This window comes from Cupriavidus sp. HE11 (assembly GCF_056097175.1).
This window is the reverse complement of record NZ_CP184464.1, coordinates 1,662,336-1,686,246: the sequence shown is the minus strand read 5'-3', so window position 1 is coordinate 1,686,246 and position 23,911 is coordinate 1,662,336. Positions and strand designations below refer to the sequence as shown.

Genomic DNA, 23,911 nt, shown 5'->3' with positions numbered 1-23,911 from the left:
GTAAGTAAGGCCAGTGGAAGGCTCCGCCTCGTGGGTCGCGGCGAAGCCTCGCATCATAGCCTGCCGGTCTCACCCGATGTCGGCTCCGCGCTCCGCCAACAGCGCCCGCAGGATCGAACGATGGCAGTGCGCCTCATCCTCGCAATAGCAACCCAGCGAAAAATTCGTCTGATGAGAGAAGGCGGCCAGCAGATCCAGCGTGCGGCTGGCATCCGGCTGGTTCATCTCGGCCCGAAAGTGTTTTTCGAAGGCGCGCCAGGCCTTGGGGTCATTGGCCGCCTGCGCTTCCTGGGCTTGCGACACCAGTTCGGCAGACGGGGAGAGCACCGGATACCAGACGTCATAGAAATCGCGGCTGGCAAACTCGGCTTTCGGCACACCGCGCGGCGGACGCCGGACGGTGCCCATGCGGAGCCCTTCGTCCCTGGTGCGCGGTTCGCCCAGCCTGACGATGCGGATGGTCATCGCAATATCTCCAGGATTACGCCGTGACGGCTTGTTTCAGCCCCAGATCGTGAATCATGGTGTCACGCATGACGAATTTCTGCACCTTTCCCGTCACAGTCATCGGCATTTCCTCAACAAAGCGGATGTAGCGCGGAATCTTGTAATGCGCGATCTGGTCACGGCAGAAGGCGCGGATATCGTCCTCGGTGGCAGTCTGTCCGGGTTTGAGCACGATCCACGCGCAGACTTCCTCGCCGTATTTGGCGTCGGGCACGCCGAACACCTGCACCGCCTGGACCTTCGGATGGCGGAACAGGAATTCTTCGATCTCGCGCGGATAGATGTTCTCGCCGCCACGGATCAGCATGTCTTTTACGCGTCCGACGATGTTGCAATAACCGTCAGCGTCGATGGTCGCCAGGTCGCCGGTATGCATCCAGCCGTCGCGGATGGCCTCGCGCGTCCGTTCGTCGTCATCCCAGTAGCCCTGCATCACGGAATAGCCGCGGGTGCAGAGTTCGCCGGTTTCGCCACGCGGCACGATCTCGCCCATGGCATCGACCACCTTGCATTCCAGATGCGGCTGCACGCGGCCAACCGTGGCGACGCGCTTGTCGAGCGGATCGTCGGTAGCGCTCTGAAATGACACCGGGCTGGTTTCCGTCATGCCGTAGGCAATCGTCACTTCGGCCATATGCATGTCAGTGACTACTCGCTTCATTACTTCGATCGGGCACGGGGCGCCGGCCATGATGCCGGTGCGCAGGGTCGAGAAATCGAACTGGCGGAATTCCGGATGATCGAGCTGGGCGATAAACATGGTCGGCACGCCATGCAGTGCGGTGCATCGTTCGTCGGAAACGGCCTGCATTGTGGCCAGCGGATCGAATGCCTCACCGGGAAATACCATGCAGGCACCGACAGAAACACAGGCCAGTACTGACAGGACCATGCCGAAGCAGTGGTACAGCGGCACGGGGATGCACAGGCGGTCGTCCGCGCCCAGGCGCATCGCCATGGCGACGAAGCGCCCGTTGTTGACCACATTGTGATGGGTCAGCGTCGCACCCTTCGGGTTGCCCGTGGTGCCGCTGGTGAACTGGATATTGATGGCGTCGTGCGCAGCGAGCTGGCCGGTGATGGCATCGAGCGCACCGGGCGCTGGCGGCTGAAGCAGGCTTGCATAGTTGAGCATGCCGGACGTGATGTCGTCGCCCATGCGGACCACTGACTGGAGGCAGGGCAGGCGGGCTGCGTTCAACTGGCCGGGCGTTGCCTCGGACAATTCCGGGGCCAAGGCCTGCAACATACCTATATAGTCACTGGACTTGAAGCGCGTGGCCGTAATCAGCATCCGCACGCCGGCCTTGTTTAGCGCGTACTCGAGTTCTGCCTGGCGGTATGCGGGGTTGATATTGACCAGGATCGCGCCAATGCGGGCGGTCGCGAACTGCGTAACCAACCACTCGGCCCGGTTGGGCGACCAGATGCCTACCCGGTCGCCTCGGGCAATGCCCCGGGCCAGCAGGCCGGCGGCAAGCTGGTCGACCTGATCGGAAAACTCCTGCCAGGTCCAGCGGATGGACTGCTCCCTGAAGATCACTGCGTCACGGCTGGGGTTTGCCGCGACGGCGCGCGCCAGCAGCGCGGGGATCGTGTCGTCGGACAGCGGGATATCGGTCGCCCCAACCACGTGTGAACGGTCGACGGGCACGGATTGCTTCATGAGTGTCTCCTTCAGCAGCGTCTTCTGACAGGTTGGCTGCCAGCTTAGGACAGTTCCGAAACCAAGGCTGTCGCCGCCGTGACAGTTGCGCTGATTCGGGCACCTTGAACTTTTTTCCGAAAGGGCTTGCGCACCTGCCGAAAGCCATCTAATATTCGCCCCCTCGCAACACGAAGCGCACTGCAAACGCAGCAGCGACAAGGGTTTGCGGGGTCAGCAGGGGGTTGGGGTTGCGAGGGTTTGCAGCGCTGACCGGCAGAAAAAAGTTCTGCAAAAACTGTTGACGAAACGTTGAATGCTCTGCATAATCTCGTTTCTCCGCTGCAACGAAATGACGAAACGTCAGCGACGCAGCGACAGCGAACGGCAAAGCCGGCGCTGAAGTTCTTTAACAACCAAACAACCGATAAGTGTGGGCGCTTGATGGCGAACGCCACGGAGACCTCGGTCTGCGTGATGCTTCAAAAGTTATCAGTGCTCGCACAGTAAAACATGTTGGTTTGCGTCGCGAGACGTGAGCCAGTCAGTTTTCTGAGAGTGAGCGACCGCTCGAAAGAGCGAGGTGCTTCGGCACCACACAGAGATTGAACTGAAGAGTTTGATCCTGGCTCAGATTGAACGCTGGCGGCATGCCTTACACATGCAAGTCGAACGGCAGCGCGGACTTCGGTCTGGCGGCGAGTGGCGAACGGGTGAGTAATACATCGGAACGTACCCTGTTGTGGGGGATAACTAGTCGAAAGATTAGCTAATACCGCATACGACCTGAGGGTGAAAGCGGGGGACCGAAAGGCCTCGCGCAGCAGGAGCGGCCGATGTCTGATTAGCTAGTTGGTGGGGTAAAGGCCCACCAAGGCGACGATCAGTAGCTGGTCTGAGAGGACGATCAGCCACACTGGGACTGAGACACGGCCCAGACTCCTACGGGAGGCAGCAGTGGGGAATTTTGGACAATGGGGGCAACCCTGATCCAGCAATGCCGCGTGTGTGAAGAAGGCCTTCGGGTTGTAAAGCACTTTTGTCCGGAAAGAAAACGCTCTGGTTAATACCTGGGGCGGATGACGGTACCGGAAGAATAAGCACCGGCTAACTACGTGCCAGCAGCCGCGGTAATACGTAGGGTGCGAGCGTTAATCGGAATTACTGGGCGTAAAGCGTGCGCAGGCGGTTTTGTAAGACAGGCGTGAAATCCCCGAGCTCAACTTGGGAATTGCGCTTGTGACTGCAAGGCTAGAGTATGTCAGAGGGGGGTAGAATTCCACGTGTAGCAGTGAAATGCGTAGAGATGTGGAGGAATACCGATGGCGAAGGCAGCCCCCTGGGACGTCACTGACGCTCATGCACGAAAGCGTGGGGAGCAAACAGGATTAGATACCCTGGTAGTCCACGCCCTAAACGATGTCAACTAGTTGTTGGGGATTCATTTCTTCAGTAACGTAGCTAACGCGTGAAGTTGACCGCCTGGGGAGTACGGTCGCAAGATTAAAACTCAAAGGAATTGACGGGGACCCGCACAAGCGGTGGATGATGTGGATTAATTCGATGCAACGCGAAAAACCTTACCTACCCTTGACATGCCACTAACGAAGCAGAGATGCATTAGGTGCTCGAAAGAGAAAGTGGACACAGGTGCTGCATGGCTGTCGTCAGCTCGTGTCGTGAGATGTTGGGTTAAGTCCCGCAACGAGCGCAACCCTTATCTTTAGTTGCTACGCAAGGGCACTCTAGAGAGACTGCCGGTGACAAACCGGAGGAAGGTGGGGATGACGTCAAGTCCTCATGGCCCTTATGGGTAGGGCTTCACACGTCATACAATGGTGCGTACAGAGGGTTGCCAACCCGCGAGGGGGAGCTAATCCCAGAAAACGCATCGTAGTCCGGATCGTAGTCTGCAACTCGACTACGTGAAGCTGGAATCGCTAGTAATCGCGGATCAGCATGCCGCGGTGAATACGTTCCCGGGTCTTGTACACACCGCCCGTCACACCATGGGAGTGGGTTTTGCCAGAAGTAGTTAGCCTAACCGCAAGGAGGGCGATTACCACGGCAGGGTTCATGACTGGGGTGAAGTCGTAACAAGGTAGCCGTATCGGAAGGTGCGGCTGGATCACCTCCTTTCCAGAGGCTTGTGTTCACAAGTCAAGCGTTCACACTTATCGGTTGTTTGCTGTTACAGCCAAGGGTCTGTAGCTCAGGTGGTTAGAGCACCGTCTTGATAAGGCGGGGGTCGTAGGTTCAAGTCCTACCAGACCCACCAAGTTATCACGCGGGGGATTAGCTCAGCTGGGAGAGCACCTGCTTTGCAAGCAGGGGGTCGTCGGTTCGATCCCGTCATCCTCCACCACTTACCTGGATCAAGGATCGGGGTAACGAGATTACTTGGTTGGTAGCCAAATGAAAGCATTCAATGCTGAGTGCTTTCATTTGGCATTGCCAAGCGACGCAAGTCGGCTGTTCTTTAACAATATGGGATGTAGTAAAGGTGTCGCGAAGCGTTGATGAGACGCTGCAGTACAAACGCGATACCGGGTTGTGATTGTATCAACCAAAATGTATTTAAGTGATCGAAAGATGACTTGGAATACGGCACAAACGCGAGAACTCAGACCTGTAGCCAGCGTGGATAACGGAAGCGTTAGACACACTCGTTATAGGGTCAAGCGAACAAGTGCATGTGGTGGATGCCTTGGCGATCACAGGCGATGAAGGACGCGGTAGCCTGCGAAAAGCTTCGGGGAGCTGGCAAACAAGCTTTGATCCGGAGATGTCCGAATGGGGAAACCCGGCCCGAATGGGTCATCCCTGACTGAATACATAGGTCAGGGAAGCGAACGCGGCGAACTGAAACATCTAAGTAGCTGCAGGAACAGAAATCAACCGAGATTCCCAGAGTAGTGGCGAACGAAATGGGAAGAGCCTTGCACTCTTTAGCAGAACTGTTAGCAAAACGGGATGGAAAGCCCGGCCATAGCAGGTGATAGCCCTGTATGCGAAAACAGATTTGTGGAACTAGGTGTGCGACAAGTAGGGCGGGACACGTGAAATCCTGTCTGAAGATGGGGGGACCATCCTCCAAGGCTAAATACTCGTGATCGACCGATAGTGAACCAGTACCGTGAGGGAAAGGCGAAAAGAACCCCGGGAGGGGAGTGAAATAGATCCTGAAACCGCATGCATACAAACAGTCGGAGCCTGGAAACGGGTGACGGCGTACCTTTTGTATAATGGGTCAGCGACTTACATTCAGTGGCAAGCTTAACCGATTAGGGAAGGCGTAGCGAAAGCGAGTCCGAACAGGGCGTTGAGTCGCTGGGTGTAGACCCGAAACCAGATGATCTATCCATGGCCAGGTTGAAGGTGCGGTAACACGTACTGGAGGACCGAACCCACTAACGTTGAAAAGTTAGGGGATGAGCTGTGGATAGGGGTGAAAGGCTAAACAAATCTGGAAATAGCTGGTTCTCTCCGAAAACTATTTAGGTAGTGCCTCGTGTCTCACCTTCGGGGGTAGAGCACTGTCATGGTTGGGGGGTCTATTGCTGATTACCCCGCCATAGCAAACTCCGAATACCGAAGAGTGCAATCACGGGAGACAGACATCGGGTGCTAACGTCCGGTGTCAAGAGGGAAACAACCCAGACCGCCAGCTAAGGTCCCCAAATATAGCTAAGTGGGAAACGAAGTGGGAAGGCTAAAACAGTCAGGAGGTTGGCTTAGAAGCAGCCACCCTTTAAAGAAAGCGTAATAGCTCACTGATCGAGTCGTCCTGCGCGGAAGATGTAACGGGGCTAAGCTATATACCGAAGCTGCGGACGCGCGTAAGCGCGTGGTAGGAGAGCGTTCTGTAAGCCTGTGAAGGTGTCTTGTAAAGGATGCTGGAGGTATCAGAAGTGCGAATGCTGACATGAGTAGCGATAAAGGGGGTGAAAGGCCCCCTCGCCGTAAGCCCAAGGTTTCCTACGCAACGTTCATCGGCGTAGGGTGAGTCGGCCCCTAAGGCGAGGCAGAGATGCGTAGCTGATGGGAAGCAGGTTAATATTCCTGCACCGTCGTATGATGCGATGGGGGGACGGATCGCGGAAGGTTGTCCGGGTGTTGGAAGTCCCGGTCCCTGCATTGGAGAAGGCGCTTAGGCAAATCCGGGCGCGGAATTCAAGGATGTGGGGCGAGCGGCTTTATGCTGCGAAGCAATCGGAAGTGGTTCCAAGAAAAGCCTCTAAGCTTCAGTCATACGAGACCGTACCGCAAACCGACACAGGTGGGCGAGATGAGTATTCTAAGGCGCTTGAGAGAACTCGGGAGAAGGAACTCGGCAAATTGGTACCGTAACTTCGGGATAAGGTACGCCCTGGTAGCTTGACTGGCCTGCGCCAGAAGGGTGAAGGGGTTGCAATAAAATGGTGGCTGCGACTGTTTAATAAAAACACAGCACTCTGCAAACACGAAAGTGGACGTATAGGGTGTGACGCCTGCCCGGTGCCGGAAGATTAAATGATGGGGTGCAAGCTCTTGATTGAAGTCCCGGTAAACGGCGGCCGTAACTATAACGGTCCTAAGGTAGCGAAATTCCTTGTCGGGTAAGTTCCGACCTGCACGAATGGCGTAACGATGGCCACACTGTCTCCTCCCGAGACTCAGCGAAGTTGAAGTGTTTGTGATGATGCAATCTCCCCGCGGCTAGACGGAAAGACCCCATGAACCTTTACTGTAGCTTTGCATTGGACTTTGAACCGATCTGTGTAGGATAGGTGGGAGGCTTTGAAGCGTGGACGCTAGTTCACGTGGAGCCGTCCTTGAAATACCACCCTGGTTTGTTTGAGGTTCTAACCTTGGCCCGTGAATCCGGGTCGGGGACAGTGCATGGTAGGCAGTTTGACTGGGGCGGTCTCCTCCCAAAGTGTAACGGAGGAGTTCGAAGGTACGCTTGGTACGGTCGGACATCGTACCTAAAGTGCAATGGCAAAAGCGTGCTTAACTGCGAGACCGACAAGTCGAGCAGGTGCGAAAGCAGGACATAGTGATCCGGTGGTTCTGAATGGAAGGGCCATCGCTCAACGGATAAAAGGTACTCTGGGGATAACAGGCTGATACCGCCCAAGAGTTCATATCGACGGCGGTGTTTGGCACCTCGATGTCGGCTCATCTCATCCTGGGGCTGTAGCCGGTCCCAAGGGTATGGCTGTTCGCCATTTAAAGAGGTACGTGAGCTGGGTTTAAAACGTCGTGAGACAGTTTGGTCCCTATCTGCCGTGGGCGTTGGAATCTTGACGGGGGCTGCTCCTAGTACGAGAGGACCGGAGTGGACGTACCGCTGGTGTACCTGTTGTCTCGCCAGAGGCATCGCAGGGTAGCTATGTACGGAAGAGATAACCGCTGAAAGCATCTAAGCGGGAAACTTGCCTGAAGATGAGGATTCCCTGGAGGCTTGACCTCCTTGAAGGGTCGTTCGAGACCAGGACGTTGATAGGCTGGGTGTGGAAGCGCAGTAATGCGTTAAGCTAACCAGTACTAATTGCCCGTAAGGCTTGATCCTATAACCAGTGTGTTTGACCTGGTTGGACGAGAGTCCGCGTGTGCCGAAGGCATACAAACACAACCTCTTTACTACACCCAGATTCGCTGCGCTGACCTCGGTCAGTGCGGCAACCAGTCATGCCTGGTGACCATAGCGAGTTGGAACCACCCCTTCCCATCCCGAACAGGACCGTGAAACGACTTTGCGCCGATGATAGTGCGGACTACCCGTGTGAAAGTAGGTCATCGCCAGGCTCTTATACCCAGAACCCCCAAGCCCAAAAGCTTGGGGGTTTTGCTTTTGCGCGAAACAAACGCGAAGGCGCCGAATCGGCCTCTCAGAGCCGCTGGAAGCCGCTTCCGGCGTGCCCTATAGGGTGAGAGCGTCGATTTCAGATCGATGATTCTGGTCCGCATACGCAGCCTTCCGGCCACGTAATGCAGGCTTCTGGAGCAAACCGCAAAGTTGCTTCCTTCAACGGAAAGCACTTGACAGCACCAGCAAGTTACACCATAATCACAAGTTCTCTGCGGAGAGGTGCCCGAGTGGCTAAAGGGGGCAGACTGTAAATCTGTTGGCTTACGCCTACGCTGGTTCGAATCCAGCCCTCTCCACCAGAATGCAAGACAACAACCTGGCGAAAGCCGGTGAAGCAGGAAGTAACCGGGCGGGTGTAGCTCAATGGTAGAGCAGAAGCCTTCCAAGCTTACGACGAGGGTTCGATTCCCTTCACCCGCTCCAGTCTCCAGGTTGCCGTCGCAAAAGTAAGTCAAGATTCGCCCATGTGGCTCAGTGGTAGAGCACTCCCTTGGTAAGGGAGAGGTCGGCAGTTCGATCCTGCCCATGGGCACCACCAATCCCGCACTGGCAATTGCTACCGAGACAGGAGTCGCGAAATGGCAAAGGAAAAGTTCGAGCGGACCAAGCCGCACGTGAACGTAGGTACGATTGGTCACGTTGACCACGGCAAGACGACGCTGACGGCAGCGATTGCCACGGTGCTGGCTGCGAAGTTCGGCGGCGCCGCCAAGAAGTACGACGAAATCGACGCAGCGCCGGAAGAAAAGGCACGCGGCATCACGATCAACACCGCACACGTGGAATACGAGACGGCCAACCGCCACTACGCCCACGTTGACTGCCCGGGCCACGCTGACTATGTGAAGAACATGATCACGGGCGCTGCGCAGATGGACGGCGCGATCCTGGTTTGCTCGGCAGCTGACGGCCCGATGCCGCAAACGCGCGAGCACATCCTGCTGGCCCGCCAGGTTGGCGTGCCGTACATCATCGTGTTCCTGAACAAGTGCGACATGGTGGATGACGCCGAGCTGCTGGAACTGGTGGAAATGGAAGTGCGCGAACTTCTGTCGAAGTACGACTTCCCGGGCGACGACACCCCGATCATCAAGGGTTCGGCCAAGCTGGCGCTGGAAGGCGACAAGGGCGAGCTGGGCGAAGTGGCGATCATGAACCTGGCCGACGCACTGGACTCGTACATCCCGACGCCGGAGCGCGCCGTTGACGGTACGTTCCTGATGCCGGTGGAAGACGTGTTCTCGATCTCGGGCCGCGGTACCGTGGTGACGGGTCGTATCGAGCGTGGCGTGGTCAAGGTCGGCGAAGAAATCGAAATCGTGGGTATCCGCCCGACGGTGAAGACGACTTGCACGGGCGTGGAAATGTTCCGCAAGCTGCTGGACCAGGGTCAGGCTGGCGACAACGTGGGTCTGCTGCTGCGCGGCACGAAGCGCGAAGACGTGGAGCGTGGTCAAGTTCTGTGCAAGCCGGGCTCGATCAAGCCGCACACGCACTTCACGGGTGAGGTCTACATCCTGTCGAAGGACGAAGGTGGCCGTCACACGCCGTTCTTCAACAACTACCGCCCGCAGTTCTACTTCCGTACGACCGACGTGACTGGCTCGATCGAGCTGCCGAAGGACAAGGAAATGGTCATGCCGGGTGACAACGTGTCGATCACCGTCAAGCTGATCGCCCCGATCGCCATGGAAGAAGGCCTGCGCTTCGCTATCCGCGAAGGTGGTCGTACCGTCGGCGCCGGCGTTGTGGCAAAGATCCTCGACTAAGCAATTAGTCGAACTGGCGGACGCGATACCAACCGGTCGCGTTCGTTTGCCAGAGGGGTTGGCTTGAAGCCGGCCCCAAAGTTGTTTTAGGGGTATAGCTCAACTGGCAGAGCGTCGGTCTCCAAAACCGAAGGTTGGGGGTTCGATTCCCTCTGCCCCTGCCAAATCAATCAGCCGCGTCGCGAGGAACACTCGTGACGCGGCTTAGTCTCGTTTGCGAAACATGGCTAATCCCAATGTCGAAACCGTAGGTGCCTCGAGCGGCAAGTGGATGCTCGCGGTAGCGGTGCTCCTGGTGGTTGCCGGAGTCATCGGTTTCTACGCGCTGGCTCAGCAGCCGTCGTACGTCCGTGGCGCCGCGCTCTTTGCTGGCCTCGCCCTTGGCGTCGTCGTGGCGCTGGTCTCCGCGCCGGGCAAGGACTTTGTGGGATTCGCGCGTGAATCGTACCGGGAAGTTCGCAAGGTCGTCTGGCCGACGCGCAAGGAAGCCGGTCAGATGACGGGCCTCGTGTTTGCCTTTGTGGTGATCATGGCGCTGTTCCTGTGGTCGGCCGACAAGCTCATCGAGTGGGTGATCTTCTCCCTTGTCCTGGGCTGGAAATAAGAGGTAGCACATGACGGATAACGCTCAGCAGGAAACCACGGCCGCAGAATCGCCTTCGTCGAAGAAGCGCTGGTACGTGGTACACGCCTACTCCGGCATGGAAAAGAGCGTGCAACGCGCGCTGCAGGAGCGCATCGAGCGCGCCGAGATGCAAGACAAGTTCGGTCGCATCCTGGTGCCTTCGGAAGAAGTTGTAGAAATCAAGGGTGGTCACAAGTCGGTGACCGAGCGTCGTTTCTTCCCCGGCTATGTCCTGGTGGAAATGGAAATGACCGACGAAACCTGGCACCTGGTGAAGAACACCAGCAAGGTGACTGGCTTCGTGGGCGGTGCACGTAACCGTCCGAGCCCGATTTCCCAGCGGGAAGTCGACAAGATCATGACCCAGATGCAGGAAGGGGTCGAGAAGCCGCGTCCCAAGACGCTGTTCGAAGTGGGCGAAATGGTGCGCGTCAAGGACGGCCCGTTCACCGACTTCAACGGCAACGTCGAAGAAGTGAACTACGAAAAGTCGCGCCTGCGCGTGACGGTCACGATCTTCGGACGCGCAACGCCGGTCGAGCTCGAGTTCGGCCAGGTCGAGAAGGTTTAAGGATTTTCTCCGCTGCGGCCCGTCAGGGTGGCAGCGGATGGATAGGGCGGCCGCAAGGCCGGCTCGAAGAGGAGCGTGAGGTCGTGCCCCGGCATGGCGATAGCGCGTTACGACTCAACAGGATCTGATTTCCGCAACAGGAACGGATCCGGATTGGAGTAAAGATGGCCAAGAAGATCATTGGCTTTATCAAGCTGCAGATTCCGGCTGGTAAGGCAAATCCCTCCCCGCCCGTTGGTCCCGCACTGGGTCAGCGTGGTCTGAACATCATGGAGTTCTGCAAGGCGTTCAACGCCCAGACCCAGGGTATGGAACCCGGTCTGCCGGTGCCGGTGGTGATTACCGCCTTCGCCGACAAGAGCTTCACGTTCGTGATGAAGTCGCCGCCGGCGACCGTGCTGATCAAGAAGGCAGCAGGCATCACCAAGGGTTCGCCGAAGCCCCATACCGACAAGGTTGGCAAGATTACCCGCGCCCAGGCTGAAGAAATCGCCAAGGCGAAGAACGCTGACCTCACCGCCGCTGACCTCGACGCCGCAGTGCGTACGATCGCAGGTTCGGCGCGTTCGATGGGCATCACCGTGGAGGGTCTGTAAATGGCTAAGGTTTCCAAGCGCGTCGCCGCCAACAAGGCGAAGATCGAGCGTACCAAGTTCTACCCGATCGACGAGGCCCTGGGCCTGGTGAAGAGCTGCGCTTCGGCGAAGTTCGACGAGTCGATCGACGTGTCCGTGCAACTGGGCATCGACGCCAAGAAGTCGGACCAGGTTGTTCGCGGTTCCGTCGTGCTGCCGGCTGGTACCGGCAAGAGCGTCCGCGTGGCCGTGTTCGCCCAGGGCGAAAAGGCCGAGGCCGCCAAGGCTGCTGGCGCTGAAGTGGTCGGCATGGAAGACCTGGCCGAGCAAGTCAAGGCCGGTAACCTGAACTTCGACGTCGTGATCGCTTCGCCGGACACGATGCGTATCGTCGGTACGCTGGGTCAGATCCTCGGCCCGCGCGGCCTGATGCCGAACCCGAAGGTTGGCACCGTGACGCCGGACGTGGCCCAGGCCGTGAAGAACGCCAAGGCTGGTCAGGTGCAATTCCGTGTCGACAAGGCCGGTATCATCCACGCCACCATCGGCCGCCGTTCGTTTGACGACGCCGCTCTGAAGAGCAACCTGAGCGCCCTGCTGGACGCCCTGGTCAAGGCCAAGCCGGCAACCAGCAAGGGTGTGTACCTGCGCAAGGTGGCCGTGTCGTCGACGATGGGCGTTGGCGTCCGTGTCGAACAGACCTCGCTGGCAGCCTGAGCTGACGGCAATCCTCTGACCGGCTCCCGATAACACCGGCCAGGGTAAGAATTGGGGATCGCGGCAATGCCACGGTCGTCGCAAGGCTTTGGGCAGTGGCATCCGTGGCGCGCATGGCGCGCGGCAGGTGCCGCTGGTTATCAAAGACCGCTGGTGTTCACACCGCCTCTGGCAGCGTGGACTTAATCGGTCGGCACATGCGGGGCTTGCCCCGATGGCAGCCGGCCCGCCAGCGCAGATGGCGCACCCGAAGGGATTGATGACGCCGGAGCAATCCGGTGGATTCGGGCCAATCGGACGCCGTTCGTTTGGACTGATGCGCCGTTCGGCGGGTAACTGTCGGATACGCATCGTTTTGGAGCTTAACCGTGCCACTCAATATTGAAGATAAGAAGGCCGTCGTTGCTGAGGTCTCGGCGCAAGTCGCCAAGGCCCAGACCATCGTCGTGGCCGAATATCGCGGCATTGCGGTTGGCGATCTGACCAAGCTGCGTGCCAACGCTCGTCAGCAAGGCGTGTACCTGCGCGTTCTGAAGAACACGCTGGCTCGCCGTGCCGTCGAAGGTACGCCGTTTGCAGGCCTCGCAGAGCAGATGACCGGTCCGCTGATCTACGGTATTTCCGAAGATGCAGTGGCCTCGGCCAAGGTTCTGAACGACTTTGCCAAGACCAATGACAAGCTGGTCCTGCGCGCTGGGTCGTACGACGGCAAGGTGCTCGACGCTGGTGCTGTCAAGGCCCTGGCTTCGATCCCGGGCCGCGAAGAACTGATCTCGCAGCTGCTGGGCGTGATGCAGGCGCCGGTGTCGGGCTTCGCCCGCCTGCTGGCCGCACTGGCTGCCAAGAACGCCGAAGGCGCTCCCGCGGAAGCGGAAGCCCCGGCCGCCTGAGCTGCCGCATAGACAGATCGCAATACCGATCCCGAATCAAATCTAGTAGGAGTAATCCAAATGGCAATCACTAAAGACGACATCCTGGAAGCCGTTGGCGCGATGTCCGTGATGGAACTGAACGACCTGGTCAAGGCGTTCGAAGAGAAGTTTGGCGTGTCGGCTGCTGCCATGGCTGTGGCTGCTGCCCCGGGCGCTGGCGGTGCTGCCGCTGCTGAAGAAAAGACCGAATTCAACGTGATTCTGGCCGAAGTCGGCGCCAACAAGGTTGGCGTGATCAAGGCCGTGCGCGAGATCACCGGTCTGGGCCTGAAGGAAGCCAAGGACCTGGTCGATGGCGCACCGAAGCCCGTGAAGGAAGGCGTGGACAAGGCCGCTGCAGACGAAGCCAAGAAGAAGCTGGAAGACGCCGGCGCCAAGGTCGACGTCAAGTAAGTGGTACCGCGCGTGCCTCTGTGGCACGCGGCAGGGGCTGGCAAAGGGAAATTCCCGGCGCCAGCCTTTTTGCGCTTCTGCGGAGGTGTTCGATCAGGCACCTGAAAGCGGCGCAAACCGGCCCGGATGGGTGAAATGTGAATTAGGATATGCTCGGGCAGGCGACAATCCATCGCTGGCTCAGCAGAAGCCAAACATCAGTGGCACACTAGGTGGTTGCTGATGTTTGTCTTCTGAACCGACTGCAGAAGACAAGTTTGGTCGGGTGTCCCCCGGACGTGTGCAGGCATTGCGCCGTGCAATGACCACACCGTCCGCAGCGTGCGGGCACCGTCAGCCAGAGGTTGGTAGCGGCCAACCGCCAAATCCCCTCCCAGTCGCTGAACACCTCAGGCGCCGGCCAGGTCCAGCCAGCCCTGCGATGATTCGGAGATCCCATGGCGTACAGCTTCACCGAAAAGAAGCGCATTCGCAAATCCTTTGCGAAGCGCGCGACGGTTCATCAGGTTCCATTCCTGCTTGCCACACAGATTGAATCCTACACCCAGTTCTTGCAAGCGGAAACGCCGACCGCGCGTCGCAAAAGCGAGGGTCTGCAGGCCGCTTTCAACGCGATTTTCCCAATCTCCTCCCATAACGGGCTTGCCCGTATGGAGTTTGTCTCGTATCACCTGTCCAACCCGCCGTTCGACGTCAAGGAATGCCAGCAGCGTGGCCTGACGTTCCATTCGGCCCTGCGCGCCAAGGTTCGCCTGATCATCAACGATCGCGAAAACCCGGGCAAGGTGAAGGAAGTGAAGGAGCAGGAAGTCTACATGGGCGAAATTCCGCTCATGACGTCGACCGGTTCTTTCGTGATTAACGGCACCGAGCGTGTCATCGTTAGCCAGCTGCACCGTTCGCCGGGCGTGTTCTTCGAGCACGACAAGGGCAAGACGCACAGCTCGGGCAAGCTGCTGTTCTCGGCACGGATCATTCCGTACCGTGGCTCGTGGCTCGACTTCGAATTCGATCCGAAGGACATCCTGTACTTCCGCGTCGACCGCCGCCGCAAGATGCCGGTGACGATCCTGCTGAAGTCGATCGGCCTGACGCCGGAACAGATCCTGGCGCACTTCTTCGTGTTCGACAACTTCACGCTGCAGAGCGAAGGCGCGCAACTCGAGTTCGTGCCCGAGCGCCTGCGCGGTGAAGTCGCGCGCTTCGACATCGCCGACAAGAACGGCCGCGTCGTCGTGGAGAAGGACAAGCGTATCAACGCCAAGCACATTCGTGACCTGGATTCCGCCGGCACCAAGCTGATCAGCGTGCCCGAGGACTACCTGCTGGGTCGCGTGCTGGCCAAGAACATCATCGACCCGGATACCGGCGAGGTGATTGCCAACGCCAACGACGAGCTGACCGAGTCGCTGCTAGAAAACCTGCGCGAAGCCGGCGTCAAGCAGATCCAGACGCTGTACACGAACGATCTGGACCAGGGTCCGTACATCTCGCAGACGCTGCGCGTGGACGATACGGCCGACCAGACGGCCGCGCGTATCGCCATCTACCGCATGATGCGTCCGGGCGAGCCGCCCACCGAGGACGCCGTGGAAGCGCTGTTCCAGCGCCTGTTCTACAGCGAAGAGTCGTACGACCTGTCGCGCGTTGGCCGCATGAAGGTCAACAGCCGTCTGTCGCGCCCGAGCGGCGAGGGCAGCATGGTGCTGCAGGACGAGGACATCCTCGAGACGATCAAGATCCTGGTGAACCTGCGTAACGGCAAGGGCGAAGTCGATGATATCGATCACCTGGGCAATCGTCGCGTGCGTTGCGTCGGCGAACTGGCCGAAAACCAGTTCCGCGCCGGCCTGTCGCGCGTGGAGCGTGCCGTCAAGGAACGTCTGGGCCAGGCCGAGACCGAGAACCTGATGCCGCACGACCTGATCAACTCGAAGCCGATTTCGTCGGCGATTCGCGAGTTCTTCGGTTCGTCGCAGCTGTCGCAGTTCATGGACCAGACCAACCCGCTGTCGGAAATCACCCACAAGCGCCGTGTTTCGGCCCTTGGCCCGGGCGGTCTGACGCGCGAGCGCGCCGGCTTTGAAGTCCGTGACGTGCACCCGACCCACTATGGCCGCGTGTGCCCGATCGAAACGCCGGAAGGCCCGAACATTGGTCTGATCAACTCGCTGGCACTGTACGCCCGCCTGAACGAATACGGCTTCCTGGAAACGCCGTACCGCAAGGTGGAAAACAGCAAGCTGACCGACCAGGTGGATTACCTGTCGGCCATCGAGGAAGGCAAGTACGTGGTGGCGCAGGCCAACGCGACCGTTGACGGCGAAGGCAACCTGACCGACGAACTGGTGTCGGCGCGTGAAGGTTCCGAGCGTGAAACGCGTATGGTCACGCCGGACCGCGTGCAGTACATCGACGTGGCGCCGTCGCAGATCGTGTCGGCCGCAGCATCGCTGGTGCCGTTCCTGGAACACGATGACGCGAACCGTGCACTGATGGGCGCGAACATGCAGCGTCAGGCCGTGCCTTGCCTGCGTCCGGACAAGCCGCTGGTGGGTACCGGCATCGAGCGTACCGTGGCAGTTGACTCGGGTACGGCCGTGCAGGCGATGCGTGGCGGCGTGGTGGACTACGTCGACGCGATGCGCGTGGTGATCCGCGTGAACGACGACGAAGCCGTGGCCGGCGAAGTTGGCGTGGACATCTACAACCTGATCAAGTACACGCGTTCGAACCAGAACACCAACATCAACCAGCGTCCGATGGTGAAGGTTGGCGATATCGTTGCCCGCGGCGACGTGATCGCTGACGGCGCCTCGACCGACCTGGGCGAGCTGGCACTGGGCCAGAACATGCTGGTGGCGTTCATGCCGTGGAACGGCTACAACTTCGAGGATTCGATCCTGATCTCGGAGCGTGTGGTTGCCGAAGACCGCTACACCTCGATCCACATCGAGGAACTGTCGGTTGTCGCCCGCGACACGAAGCTCGGACCTGAAGAAATCACGCGCGACATCTCGAACCTGGCCGAAGCGCAACTGGCGCGTCTGGACGAGTCGGGCATCACGTACATCGGCGCCGAAGTGGAAGCCGGCGACGTGCTGGTGGGCAAGGTCACGCCGAAGGGCGAGACCCAGCTGACGCCGGAAGAGAAGCTGCTGCGCGCGATCTTCGGCGAGAAGGCTTCGGACGTGAAGGATACGTCGCTGCGTGTGCCGTCGGGCATGAGCGGCATCGTGATCGACGTGCAGGTCTTCACGCGTGAAGGCGTGACGCGCGACAAGCGCGCCCAGTCGATCATCGACGACGAACTGAAGCGTTACCGCCTGGACCTGAACGACCAGCTGCGTATCGTGGAAGGCGATGCCTTCCAGCGTCTGGAGCGTCTGCTGCTCGACAAGACCGTCAACGGCGGTCCGAAGAAGCTGGCCAAGGGCGCCAAGCTGACCCGCGAGTACCTGGCCGACCTGGACAAGTACCACTGGTTCGACATCCGTCCGGCCGACGAGGAAGTAGCTGCCCAGCTGGAAGCCGTCAAGGAAGCCATCGAGCAGAAGCGTCACGAGTTCGACCTGGCCTTCGAAGAGAAGCGCAAGAAGCTGACGCAGGGCGACGAACTGCCGCCGGGCGTGATCAAGATGGTCAAGGTGTACCTGGCCGTCAAGCGCCGTCTGCAGCCTGGCGACAAGATGGCAGGCCGTCACGGTAACAAGGGTGTGGTGTCGAAGATCGTGCCGATCGAAGACATGCCGTACATGGCCGACGGTACGCCGGCGGACATCGTGCTGAACCCGCTGGGCGTGCCGTCGCGGATGAACGTGGGCCAGATTCTGGAAACCCACCTGGGCTGGGCCGCACGCGGTCTGGGCCAGCGCATCGGCGACATGCTCAAGGCTTCGGCCAAGGCGCAGGAACTCCGTCCGCTGCTCGCGCAGATCTACAACGAGAGCGGCAAGGCCGAAGACCTGGACAGCCTGAGCGATGCCGAAGTGCTGGAACTGGCAGGCAACCTGAAGAAGGGTGTCCCGTTCGCCACGCCGGTGTTCGACGGCGCGCACGAAGCCGAAATCCGCCGCATGCTCGACCTGGCCTACCCGGACGAGATTGCCAAGGAGAAGGGCCTCACGGCGTCGAAGCAGCAGGTCACGCTGCACGACGGACGCACCGGCGAAGCGTTCGAGCGTCCGGTCACGCTGGGTGTGATGCACATGCTGAAGCTGCATCACCTGGTGGACGACAAGATGCACGCCCGTTCCACCGGCCCGTACTCGCTGGTGACGCAGCAGCCGCTGGGCGGTAAGGCCCAGTTCGGTGGCCAGCGTTTCGGTGAGATGGAAGTGTGGGCACTGGAAGCCTACGGCGCGTCGTACGTGCTGCAGGAAATGCTGACGGTCAAGTCCGATGACGTGAACGGCCGTACCAAGGTGTACGAAAACATCGTCAAGGGCGAGCACTCGATCGATGCCGGCATGCCGGAGTCGTTCAACGTGCTGGTGAAGGAAATCCGCTCGCTGGGTATCGACATCGATCTGGATCGTTACTGATCCGCAGATTGATACGGGTGCCAGCCTCGGCGGGCACCCACCAGCGCAGGTTTCCCACAGGATTGAATGCCGCTGCCCCGGACAGACTCCGGGCCGGCGGCGAAACAAGGAGTTGCAATGAAAGCATTGCTCGATCTCTTTAAGCAGGTTCAGCAGGAAGAGCAGTTCGACGCGATCAAGATCGGCCTGGCCTCGCCCGAAAAGATCCGTTCGTGGTCGTACGGCGAAGTGAAGAAGCCGGAAACGATCAACTACCGTACGTTCAAGCCGGAACGCGATGGTCTGTTCTGCGCCAAGATCTTTGGCCCGATCAAGGACTACGAGTGCCTGTGCGGCAAGTACAAGCGCCTGAAGCACCGTGGCGTGATCTGCGAGAAGTGCGGCGTGGAAGTGACGCTGGCCAAGGTGCGCCGCGAGCGCATGGGCCACATCGAGCTGGCTGCGCCGACCGCGCACATCTGGTTCCTGAAGTCGCTGCCGTCGCGTCTGGGCATGGTGCTCGACATGACGCTGCGCGACATCGAGCGCGTGCTGTACTTCGAAGCGTTCGTGGTGCTGGAACCCGGCATGACCCCGCTCAAGAAGAGCCAGATCATGTCGGAAGACGATTACCTGGCCAAGTGCGACGAGTACGGCGAGGGTGAATTCGTGGCAATGATGGGTGCCGAGGGCATCCGTGAACTGCTGCGCGGCATCGACATCGAGAAGCAGATCGAACAGATCCGCGCCGAGCTGCAGGCCACCGGTTCCGAAGCCAAGATCAAGAAGTTCGCCAAGCGCCTGAAGGTGCTGGAGGCGTTCCAGCGCTCGGGCATCAAGCCCGAGTGGATGATCCTGGAAGTGCTGCCGGTGCTGCCGCCCGAACTGCGTCCGCTGGTTCCGCTCGATGGTGGCCGTTTCGCCACGTCGGACCTGAACGACCTGTATCGCCGCGTCATCAACCGTAACAATCGTCTGAAGCGTCTGCTGGAGCTGAAGGCCCCTGAAATCATCGTGCGCAACGAAAAGCGCATGCTGCAGGAAGCCGTCGACTCGCTGCTGGACAACGGCCGTCGCGGCAAGGCGATGACTGGCGCCAACAAGCGTCCGCTGAAGTCGCTGGCCGAGATGATCAAGGGTAAGGGCGGTCGTTTCCGTCAGAACCTGCTGGGCAAGCGCGTGGACTACTCGGGCCGTTCGGTCATCGTGGTGGGTCCGACGCTGAAGCTGCACCAGTGCGGTCTGCCCAAGCTGATGGCGCTCGAGCTGTTCAAGCCGTTCATCTTCCACAAGCTGGAAACGATGGGCATCGCCACCACCATCAAGGCGGCGAAGAAGGAAGTGGAAAGCCAGACGCCGGTGGTGTGGGACATCCTCGAAGAGGTGATCCGCGAGCACCCGGTGATGCTGAACCGTGCGCCGACGCTGCACCGCTTGGGTATCCAGGCGTTCGAGCCGGTGCTGATCGAAGGCAAGGCCATCCAGCTGCACCCGCTGGTCTGCGCGGCATTCAACGCCGACTTCGACGGTGACCAGATGGCCGTTCACGTGCCGCTGTCGCTGGAAGCCCAGATGGAAGCCCGCACGCTGATGCTGGCGTCGAACAACGTGCTGTTCCCGGCCAACGGCGATCCGTCGATCGTGCCGTCGCAGGACGTTGTGCTGGGTCTGTACTACACGACCCGCGACAAGATCAACGGCAAGGGCGAAGGCATGACGTTTGCTGACATCAGCGAAGTCATCCGTGCCTACGAGAACAAGGAAGTCGAGCTCGCATCGCGCGTGAACGTCCGTATCACCGAGTACGAAGTGGTGGACAAGGACGCCGACGGCGACGCACGTTTCGCACCCAAGATCACGCTGCAGGCCACCACGGTCGGCCGCGCGATCCTGTCCGAGATCCTGCCGAAGGGCCTGCCGTTCTCGGTGCTGAACAAGCCGCTGAAGAAGAAGGAAATCTCGCGCCTGATCAACACGGCATTCCGCAAGTGCGGTCTGCGCGAAACCGTGATCTTCGCTGACAAGCTGCTGCAGTCGGGCTTCCGCCTGGCTACGCGCGCCGGTATCTCGATCGCCATCGACGACATGCTGGTGCCGCCGCAGAAGGAGAAGATCATCGCCGACGCGGCAGCGAAGGTGAAGGAATACGACAAGCAGTACATGTCGGGTCTGGTGACCGACCAGGAGCGTTACAACAACGTCGTGGACATCTGGGGTGCCGCTGGTGACCAGGTGGGCAAGGCGATGATGGAGCAGCTCCAGCACGAAGACGTGGTCGATCGTACGGGCGCTACCGTCAAGCAGGATTCGTTCAACTCGATCTACATGATGGCGGACTCGGGTGCTCGCGGTAGCGCGGCCCAGATTCGTCAGCTGGCAGGTATGCGTGGCCTGATGGCAAAGCCGGATGGCTCGATCATTGAAACGCCGATTACGGCGAACTTCCGTGAAGGCCTGAACGTTCTGCAGTACTTCATCTCGACCCACGGTGCCCGTAAGGGCCTGGCCGATACGGCACTGAAGACCGCGAACTCGGGTTACCTGACCCGCCGTCTGGTCGACGTGACGCAGGATCTGGTCGTGGTGGAAGACGATTGCGGCACCACCAACGGCGTGGCCATGAAGGCCCTGGTCGAAGGCGGTGAAGTGATCGAAGCCCTGCGCGACCGTATCCTGGGCCGTGTGACCGTTGGCGACGTGGTGAATCCGGAAACCCAGGAAACCGCGATCGAGAACGGCACGCTGCTGGACGAAGATCTGGTCGAGCTGATCGACAACATCGGCGTGGACGAAGTCAAGGTCCGTACGCCGCTGTCGTGCGACACGCGCTACGGCCTGTGCGCCATGTGCTACGGCCGTGACCTCGGCCGCGGCGTGCTGGTGAACTCGGGCGAAGCAGTGGGTGTGATCGCTGCACAGTCGATTGGTGAGCCGGGTACCCAGCTGACCATGCGTACGTTCCACATCGGTGGTGCGGCATCGCGTGCGGCAGTGGCATCGAGCGTGGAAGCCAAGGCCACCGGTACGGTGCGCTTCACGGTGACCATGCGTTACGTGACGAACGCCAAGGGCGAACTGATCGTGATCTCGCGTTCGGGCGAGGCACTGATCACGGACGACCACGGCCGCGAGCGCGAGCGCCACAAGATCCCGTACGGCGCCACGCTGCTGGTGCAGGACGGCCAGGCCATCAAGGCTGGTACGCAGCTGGCCACGTGGGACGCACTGACTCGTCCGATCGTTTCCGAGTACTCGGGCACGATCAAGTTCGAGAACGTGGAAGAAGGCGTGACCGTTGCCAAGCAGATGGACGAAGTCACGGGCCTGTCGACCCTCGTGGTGATCGACGCCAAGCGCCGTACGGCTGCCACCAAGGGTCTGCGCCCGCAGGTGAAGCTGCTCGACGCGAACAACCAGGAAGTCAAGATTCCGGGCACGGACCACTCCGTGACCATCGGCTTCCAGGTGGGCGCGCTGATTACCGTGAAGGACGGTCAGCAGGTGCACGTGGGTGAAGTGCTGGCACGTATCCCGACCGAATCGCAGAAGACCCGCGACATTACCGGTGGTCTGCCGCGAGTGGCCGAGCTGTTCGAAGCCCGTTCGCCGAAGGACGCCGCCGTGCTGGCGGAAGTCACCGGTACGGTGTCGTTCGGCAAGGACACGAAGGGCAAGCAGCGCCTGGTGATCACGGACCTGGACGGCAACGCCCACGAGTTCCTGATCGCGAAGGAAAAGCAGGTGCTGGTGCACGACGGCCAGGTGGTGAACAAGGGCGAAATGATCGTGGAAGGTCCGGCGGATCCGCACGACATCCTGCGCCTGAAGGGCATCGAAGAGCTGGCGCACTACATCGTGGACGAAGTGCAGGACGTGTACCGTCTGCAGGGCGTGAAGATCAACGACAAGCACATCGAAGTGATTGTTCGTCAGATGCTGCGCCGCGTGCAGATCCAGGACGTGGGCGATACCAAGTTCATCCCGGGTGAACAGGTGGAGCGTTCGGAACTGCTCGACGAGAACGATCGCGTGATCGCCGACGGCAAGCGTCCGGCTATCCACGAGAACCTGCTGCTGGGTATTACCAAGGCGTCGCTGTCGACCGACAGCTTCATCTCGGCGGCATCGTTCCAGGAAACCACGCGCGTGCTGACCGAAGCCGCGATCATGGGCAAGACCGACGACCTGCGTGGTCTGAAGGAAAACGTGATTGTGGGTCGTCTGATCCCGGCCGGTACCGGCCTGGCCTACCACCGTGCCCGCAAGGCACGCGAGGCAGCCGAGCGCGAACGCGCCCAGGCGATCAGCGACGAAGAGCAATCGCTCTTCATCGAGCCGCCGGTGGTGCAAGCCACCGAGGGCGACGGCGACGCAGTCTGATCGCGATCCTCGCAGTTACCGCTGCAATGAAAAACCCGGCTCGATCGCGCCGGGTTTTTTTTCGTCCGGAGCCTTTGGCTTGGTGTGGATCAATCCACCGGCTCGCCAACGGCGCTACGGTAAGGGAGCCTTGACTTCTGCTGCACGACAGCCTCGATCATGCCGCTCCGGATGCCTGCAACCTCGATTTTCCGCCTGCTGAGCGCCGTTGGTTGCGCCGGCATGATCGCAGCGGTGCCCGTGGCCCATGCTTTCCAGCTGGACCTTTCCCCGAAACCGCCGCAGACCGTTGAAGACGAGCGCGATCAGCGCTACGAGCAGCGTCGCGACTGCGCCGCCGGCAAGGCCGATGCCCGCCAGTGCGCCATGCTTGAGCAGCAGGCGCGGCAAAAGCAAGTCGATGCAGTGCGGCGAGATACGTCGCCGGCGGGCATGCCTCCGCCCGTGAATCCCGACACGCTAAACAGGCGCGACAATCCGCTTTCCGATGGACGTGAATAGGCGGCTACCCGCATCAGCGCGTCAGGCACCGGCCGACGAAGCGGGCGCGATCATGACGACGAGGCTCCCCACGTCGATCAACGGTTCGTCGCCGATCAGGATGCTGCCCCCGAAAACCACCATGTTTGAACGTAGCCGCTCGATCCTGACGTCGAGGGTCAGGACCGTGTCGTACGGAATGGGCCGGTGCAGCGTGACATCGCGCATCAGTCCCACCAGTGCGTGGGTCGGCGCATCGCCCGTCTGGCTCAGATAGAAAAGCGTCACGCCGGCCTGCCCGAACGACTCGATTGCCAGCGTGGCCGGATAGGCCTGCGGCGGCTGGCGCCCAAGTATCGGGGATTCCCGGTTGACGACCTTGGTGGCCCGGATGCGCTCGCCCGGTCGGTATGCCGATACCGTATCAAGCAACAGAAATGGATACCGATGCGGCAACAGCCGGGCGATATCACGATGCGTCAATGCCGGTGCCGCCGCGCTCACCTCGGGCGCGCCGAGTCGAGCCGGATCGTCGGAGCCAACGCCGCACACAATGGTTGCCCGGACACGCGCATCCCCTGCGACGCAGGCGACGGCTTCGCAAGTTAGCTCGCTACCTGAATCGCCACCGCCAATCGCGCAAAGGGTGACTTCCAGAGCCACCACGTCGCCGGGCACGACCACGCCGAGGTATTGCACGCGCCTGACGGCAATGGGCCGGGCCGGCTCGCCCAGCGTGCGGCGGGCCAGTTCCGCAGCCATCGTCAGCATCCGGTCGAGCATCAGCGCGCCAGGGTAGACCGGGTTTCCGGGGTAGTGGCCCAGCGCGAACAGGTCGCTGCCGCTCACGAACAGGGTTTCACGGACGGTAGGGATGGAATCGGTGACGGGGCTCGATGTTGGCATACGGGGTGTGCGAATGGGCGGGGCGCAGGTTGCC

At 60.2% G+C, this 23,911-nt stretch carries 13 protein-coding genes, 6 tRNA genes and 3 rRNA genes; 19 read left to right on the top strand and 3 right to left on the bottom strand.

Annotated features, from left to right (window positions below; translation table 11 throughout):
• Positions 1-69: 69 nt before the first annotated feature.
• Positions 70-465: a DUF488 domain-containing protein gene (locus ACOABP_RS07880; protein WP_474227626.1), complete on the bottom strand. Its 396-nt coding sequence runs from the start codon at positions 463-465 to the stop codon at positions 70-72.
• 16 nt (positions 466-481) lie between these two features.
• Positions 482-2,173, bottom strand: coding sequence for an AMP-binding protein (locus ACOABP_RS07875; RefSeq protein WP_474227791.1), 1,692 nt, complete (start codon positions 2,171-2,173; stop codon positions 482-484).
• Between the two features lie 586 nt (positions 2,174-2,759).
• On the opposite strand from ACOABP_RS07875, the gene ACOABP_RS07870 reads away from it, so the two are divergent.
• The 19 genes from ACOABP_RS07870 to ACOABP_RS07780 all read left to right on the top strand — a co-directional run bounded on the left by ACOABP_RS07870 (position 2,760) and on the right by ACOABP_RS07780 (position 22,992).
• A 16S ribosomal RNA gene (locus ACOABP_RS07870) occupies positions 2,760-4,291 on the top strand.
• Between the two features lie 62 nt (positions 4,292-4,353).
• A tRNA-Ile gene (locus ACOABP_RS07865) sits at positions 4,354-4,430 on the top strand.
• Between the two features lie 11 nt (positions 4,431-4,441).
• A tRNA-Ala gene (locus ACOABP_RS07860) sits at positions 4,442-4,517 on the top strand.
• A gap of 310 nt (positions 4,518-4,827) precedes the next feature.
• Positions 4,828-7,706, top strand: a 23S ribosomal RNA gene (locus ACOABP_RS07855).
• Positions 7,707-7,828: 122 nt separating this feature from the next.
• A 5S ribosomal RNA gene (gene rrf / locus ACOABP_RS07850) occupies positions 7,829-7,942 on the top strand.
• The 16S, 23S and 5S rRNA genes sit together here with 5 tRNA genes alongside, the layout of an rRNA operon.
• Positions 7,943-8,219: 277 nt before the next feature.
• Positions 8,220-8,305 (top strand) — tRNA-Tyr (locus tag ACOABP_RS07845).
• Between the two features lie 50 nt (positions 8,306-8,355).
• Positions 8,356-8,429: transfer RNA gene (locus ACOABP_RS07840), tRNA-Gly, on the top strand.
• A gap of 37 nt (positions 8,430-8,466) precedes the next feature.
• A tRNA-Thr gene (locus tag ACOABP_RS07835) sits at positions 8,467-8,541 on the top strand.
• Between the two features lie 43 nt (positions 8,542-8,584).
• Complete coding sequence (tuf, locus tag ACOABP_RS07830; RefSeq protein ID WP_029051586.1) at positions 8,585-9,775, top strand: elongation factor Tu; 1,191 nt, start codon at positions 8,585-8,587, stop codon at positions 9,773-9,775.
• A gap of 88 nt (positions 9,776-9,863) precedes the next feature.
• Positions 9,864-9,939: transfer RNA gene (locus ACOABP_RS07825), tRNA-Trp, on the top strand.
• Positions 9,940-9,998: 59 nt separating this feature from the next.
• Entirely contained in the window at positions 9,999-10,379 is a 381-nt protein-coding gene (secE, locus tag ACOABP_RS07820; protein WP_474227625.1) for a preprotein translocase subunit SecE, read from the top strand.
• Positions 10,380-10,389: 10 nt separating this feature from the next.
• Positions 10,390-10,971 (top strand): transcription termination/antitermination protein NusG, encoded by a 582-nt coding sequence (gene nusG, locus ACOABP_RS07815; protein WP_008649197.1) that lies wholly within the window; start codon positions 10,390-10,392, stop codon positions 10,969-10,971.
• 164 nt (positions 10,972-11,135) lie between these two features.
• A complete protein-coding gene (gene rplK / locus ACOABP_RS07810) occupies positions 11,136-11,567 on the top strand; it encodes a 50S ribosomal protein L11 (RefSeq protein WP_010810467.1) in 432 nt (143 codons plus the stop codon).
• A complete protein-coding gene (rplA, locus tag ACOABP_RS07805) occupies positions 11,568-12,263 on the top strand; it encodes a 50S ribosomal protein L1 (protein WP_215528741.1) in 696 nt (231 codons plus the stop codon).
• A gap of 368 nt (positions 12,264-12,631) precedes the next feature.
• Positions 12,632-13,153 carry a 50S ribosomal protein L10 gene (gene rplJ, locus ACOABP_RS07800; protein ID WP_474227624.1) on the top strand — a complete coding sequence of 174 codons (522 nt, stop codon included), beginning with the start codon at positions 12,632-12,634 and terminating at the stop codon, positions 13,151-13,153.
• 60 nt (positions 13,154-13,213) lie between these two features.
• Positions 13,214-13,588 carry a 50S ribosomal protein L7/L12 gene (gene rplL / locus ACOABP_RS07795; protein WP_029051590.1) on the top strand — a complete coding sequence of 125 codons (375 nt, stop codon included), beginning with the start codon at positions 13,214-13,216 and terminating at the stop codon, positions 13,586-13,588.
• A gap of 437 nt (positions 13,589-14,025) precedes the next feature.
• Positions 14,026-18,132 (top strand): DNA-directed RNA polymerase subunit beta, encoded by a 4,107-nt coding sequence (gene rpoB, locus ACOABP_RS07790; RefSeq protein WP_066734344.1) that lies wholly within the window; start codon positions 14,026-14,028, stop codon positions 18,130-18,132.
• Between the two features lie 117 nt (positions 18,133-18,249).
• A complete protein-coding gene (gene rpoC / locus ACOABP_RS07785) occupies positions 18,250-22,491 on the top strand; it encodes a DNA-directed RNA polymerase subunit beta' (RefSeq protein WP_474227623.1) in 4,242 nt (1,413 codons plus the stop codon).
• A gap of 222 nt (positions 22,492-22,713) precedes the next feature.
• Entirely contained in the window at positions 22,714-22,992 is a 279-nt protein-coding gene (locus tag ACOABP_RS07780) for a hypothetical protein (protein WP_474227622.1), read from the top strand.
• Between the two features lie 21 nt (positions 22,993-23,013).
• On the opposite strand, the gene ACOABP_RS07775 is transcribed toward ACOABP_RS07780, so the two are convergent.
• Entirely contained in the window at positions 23,014-23,820 is an 807-nt protein-coding gene (locus ACOABP_RS07775; protein ID WP_474227621.1) for a 3-hydroxyacyl-ACP dehydratase FabZ family protein, read from the bottom strand.
• Between the last annotated feature and the right edge of the window lie 91 nt (positions 23,821-23,911).

Excerpts from the sequence above, each read along its gene's own strand:
- rplA (WP_215528741.1), top strand. The coding sequence starts at position 11,568 with ATGGCTAAGGTTTCCAAGCGCGTCGCCGCCAACAAGGCGAAGATCGAG.
- rpoC (WP_474227623.1), top strand. The coding sequence starts at position 18,250 with ATGAAAGCATTGCTCGATCTCTTTAAGCAGGTTCAGCAGGAAGAGCAG.
- nusG (WP_008649197.1), top strand. The coding sequence starts at position 10,390 with ATGACGGATAACGCTCAGCAGGAAACCACGGCCGCAGAATCGCCTTCG.
- ACOABP_RS07880 (WP_474227626.1), bottom strand. The coding sequence starts at position 465 with ATGACCATCCGCATCGTCAGGCTGGGCGAACCGCGCACCAGGGACGAA.
- secE (WP_474227625.1), top strand. The coding sequence starts at position 9,999 with ATGGCTAATCCCAATGTCGAAACCGTAGGTGCCTCGAGCGGCAAGTGG.
- rplK (WP_010810467.1), top strand. The coding sequence starts at position 11,136 with ATGGCCAAGAAGATCATTGGCTTTATCAAGCTGCAGATTCCGGCTGGT.
- ACOABP_RS07780 (WP_474227622.1), top strand. The coding sequence starts at position 22,714 with ATGATCGCAGCGGTGCCCGTGGCCCATGCTTTCCAGCTGGACCTTTCC.
- ACOABP_RS07875 (WP_474227791.1), bottom strand. The coding sequence starts at position 2,173 with ATGAAGCAATCCGTGCCCGTCGACCGTTCACACGTGGTTGGGGCGACC.
- tuf (WP_029051586.1), top strand. The coding sequence starts at position 8,585 with ATGGCAAAGGAAAAGTTCGAGCGGACCAAGCCGCACGTGAACGTAGGT.
- rplL (WP_029051590.1), top strand. The coding sequence starts at position 13,214 with ATGGCAATCACTAAAGACGACATCCTGGAAGCCGTTGGCGCGATGTCC.
- rpoB (WP_066734344.1), top strand. The coding sequence starts at position 14,026 with ATGGCGTACAGCTTCACCGAAAAGAAGCGCATTCGCAAATCCTTTGCG.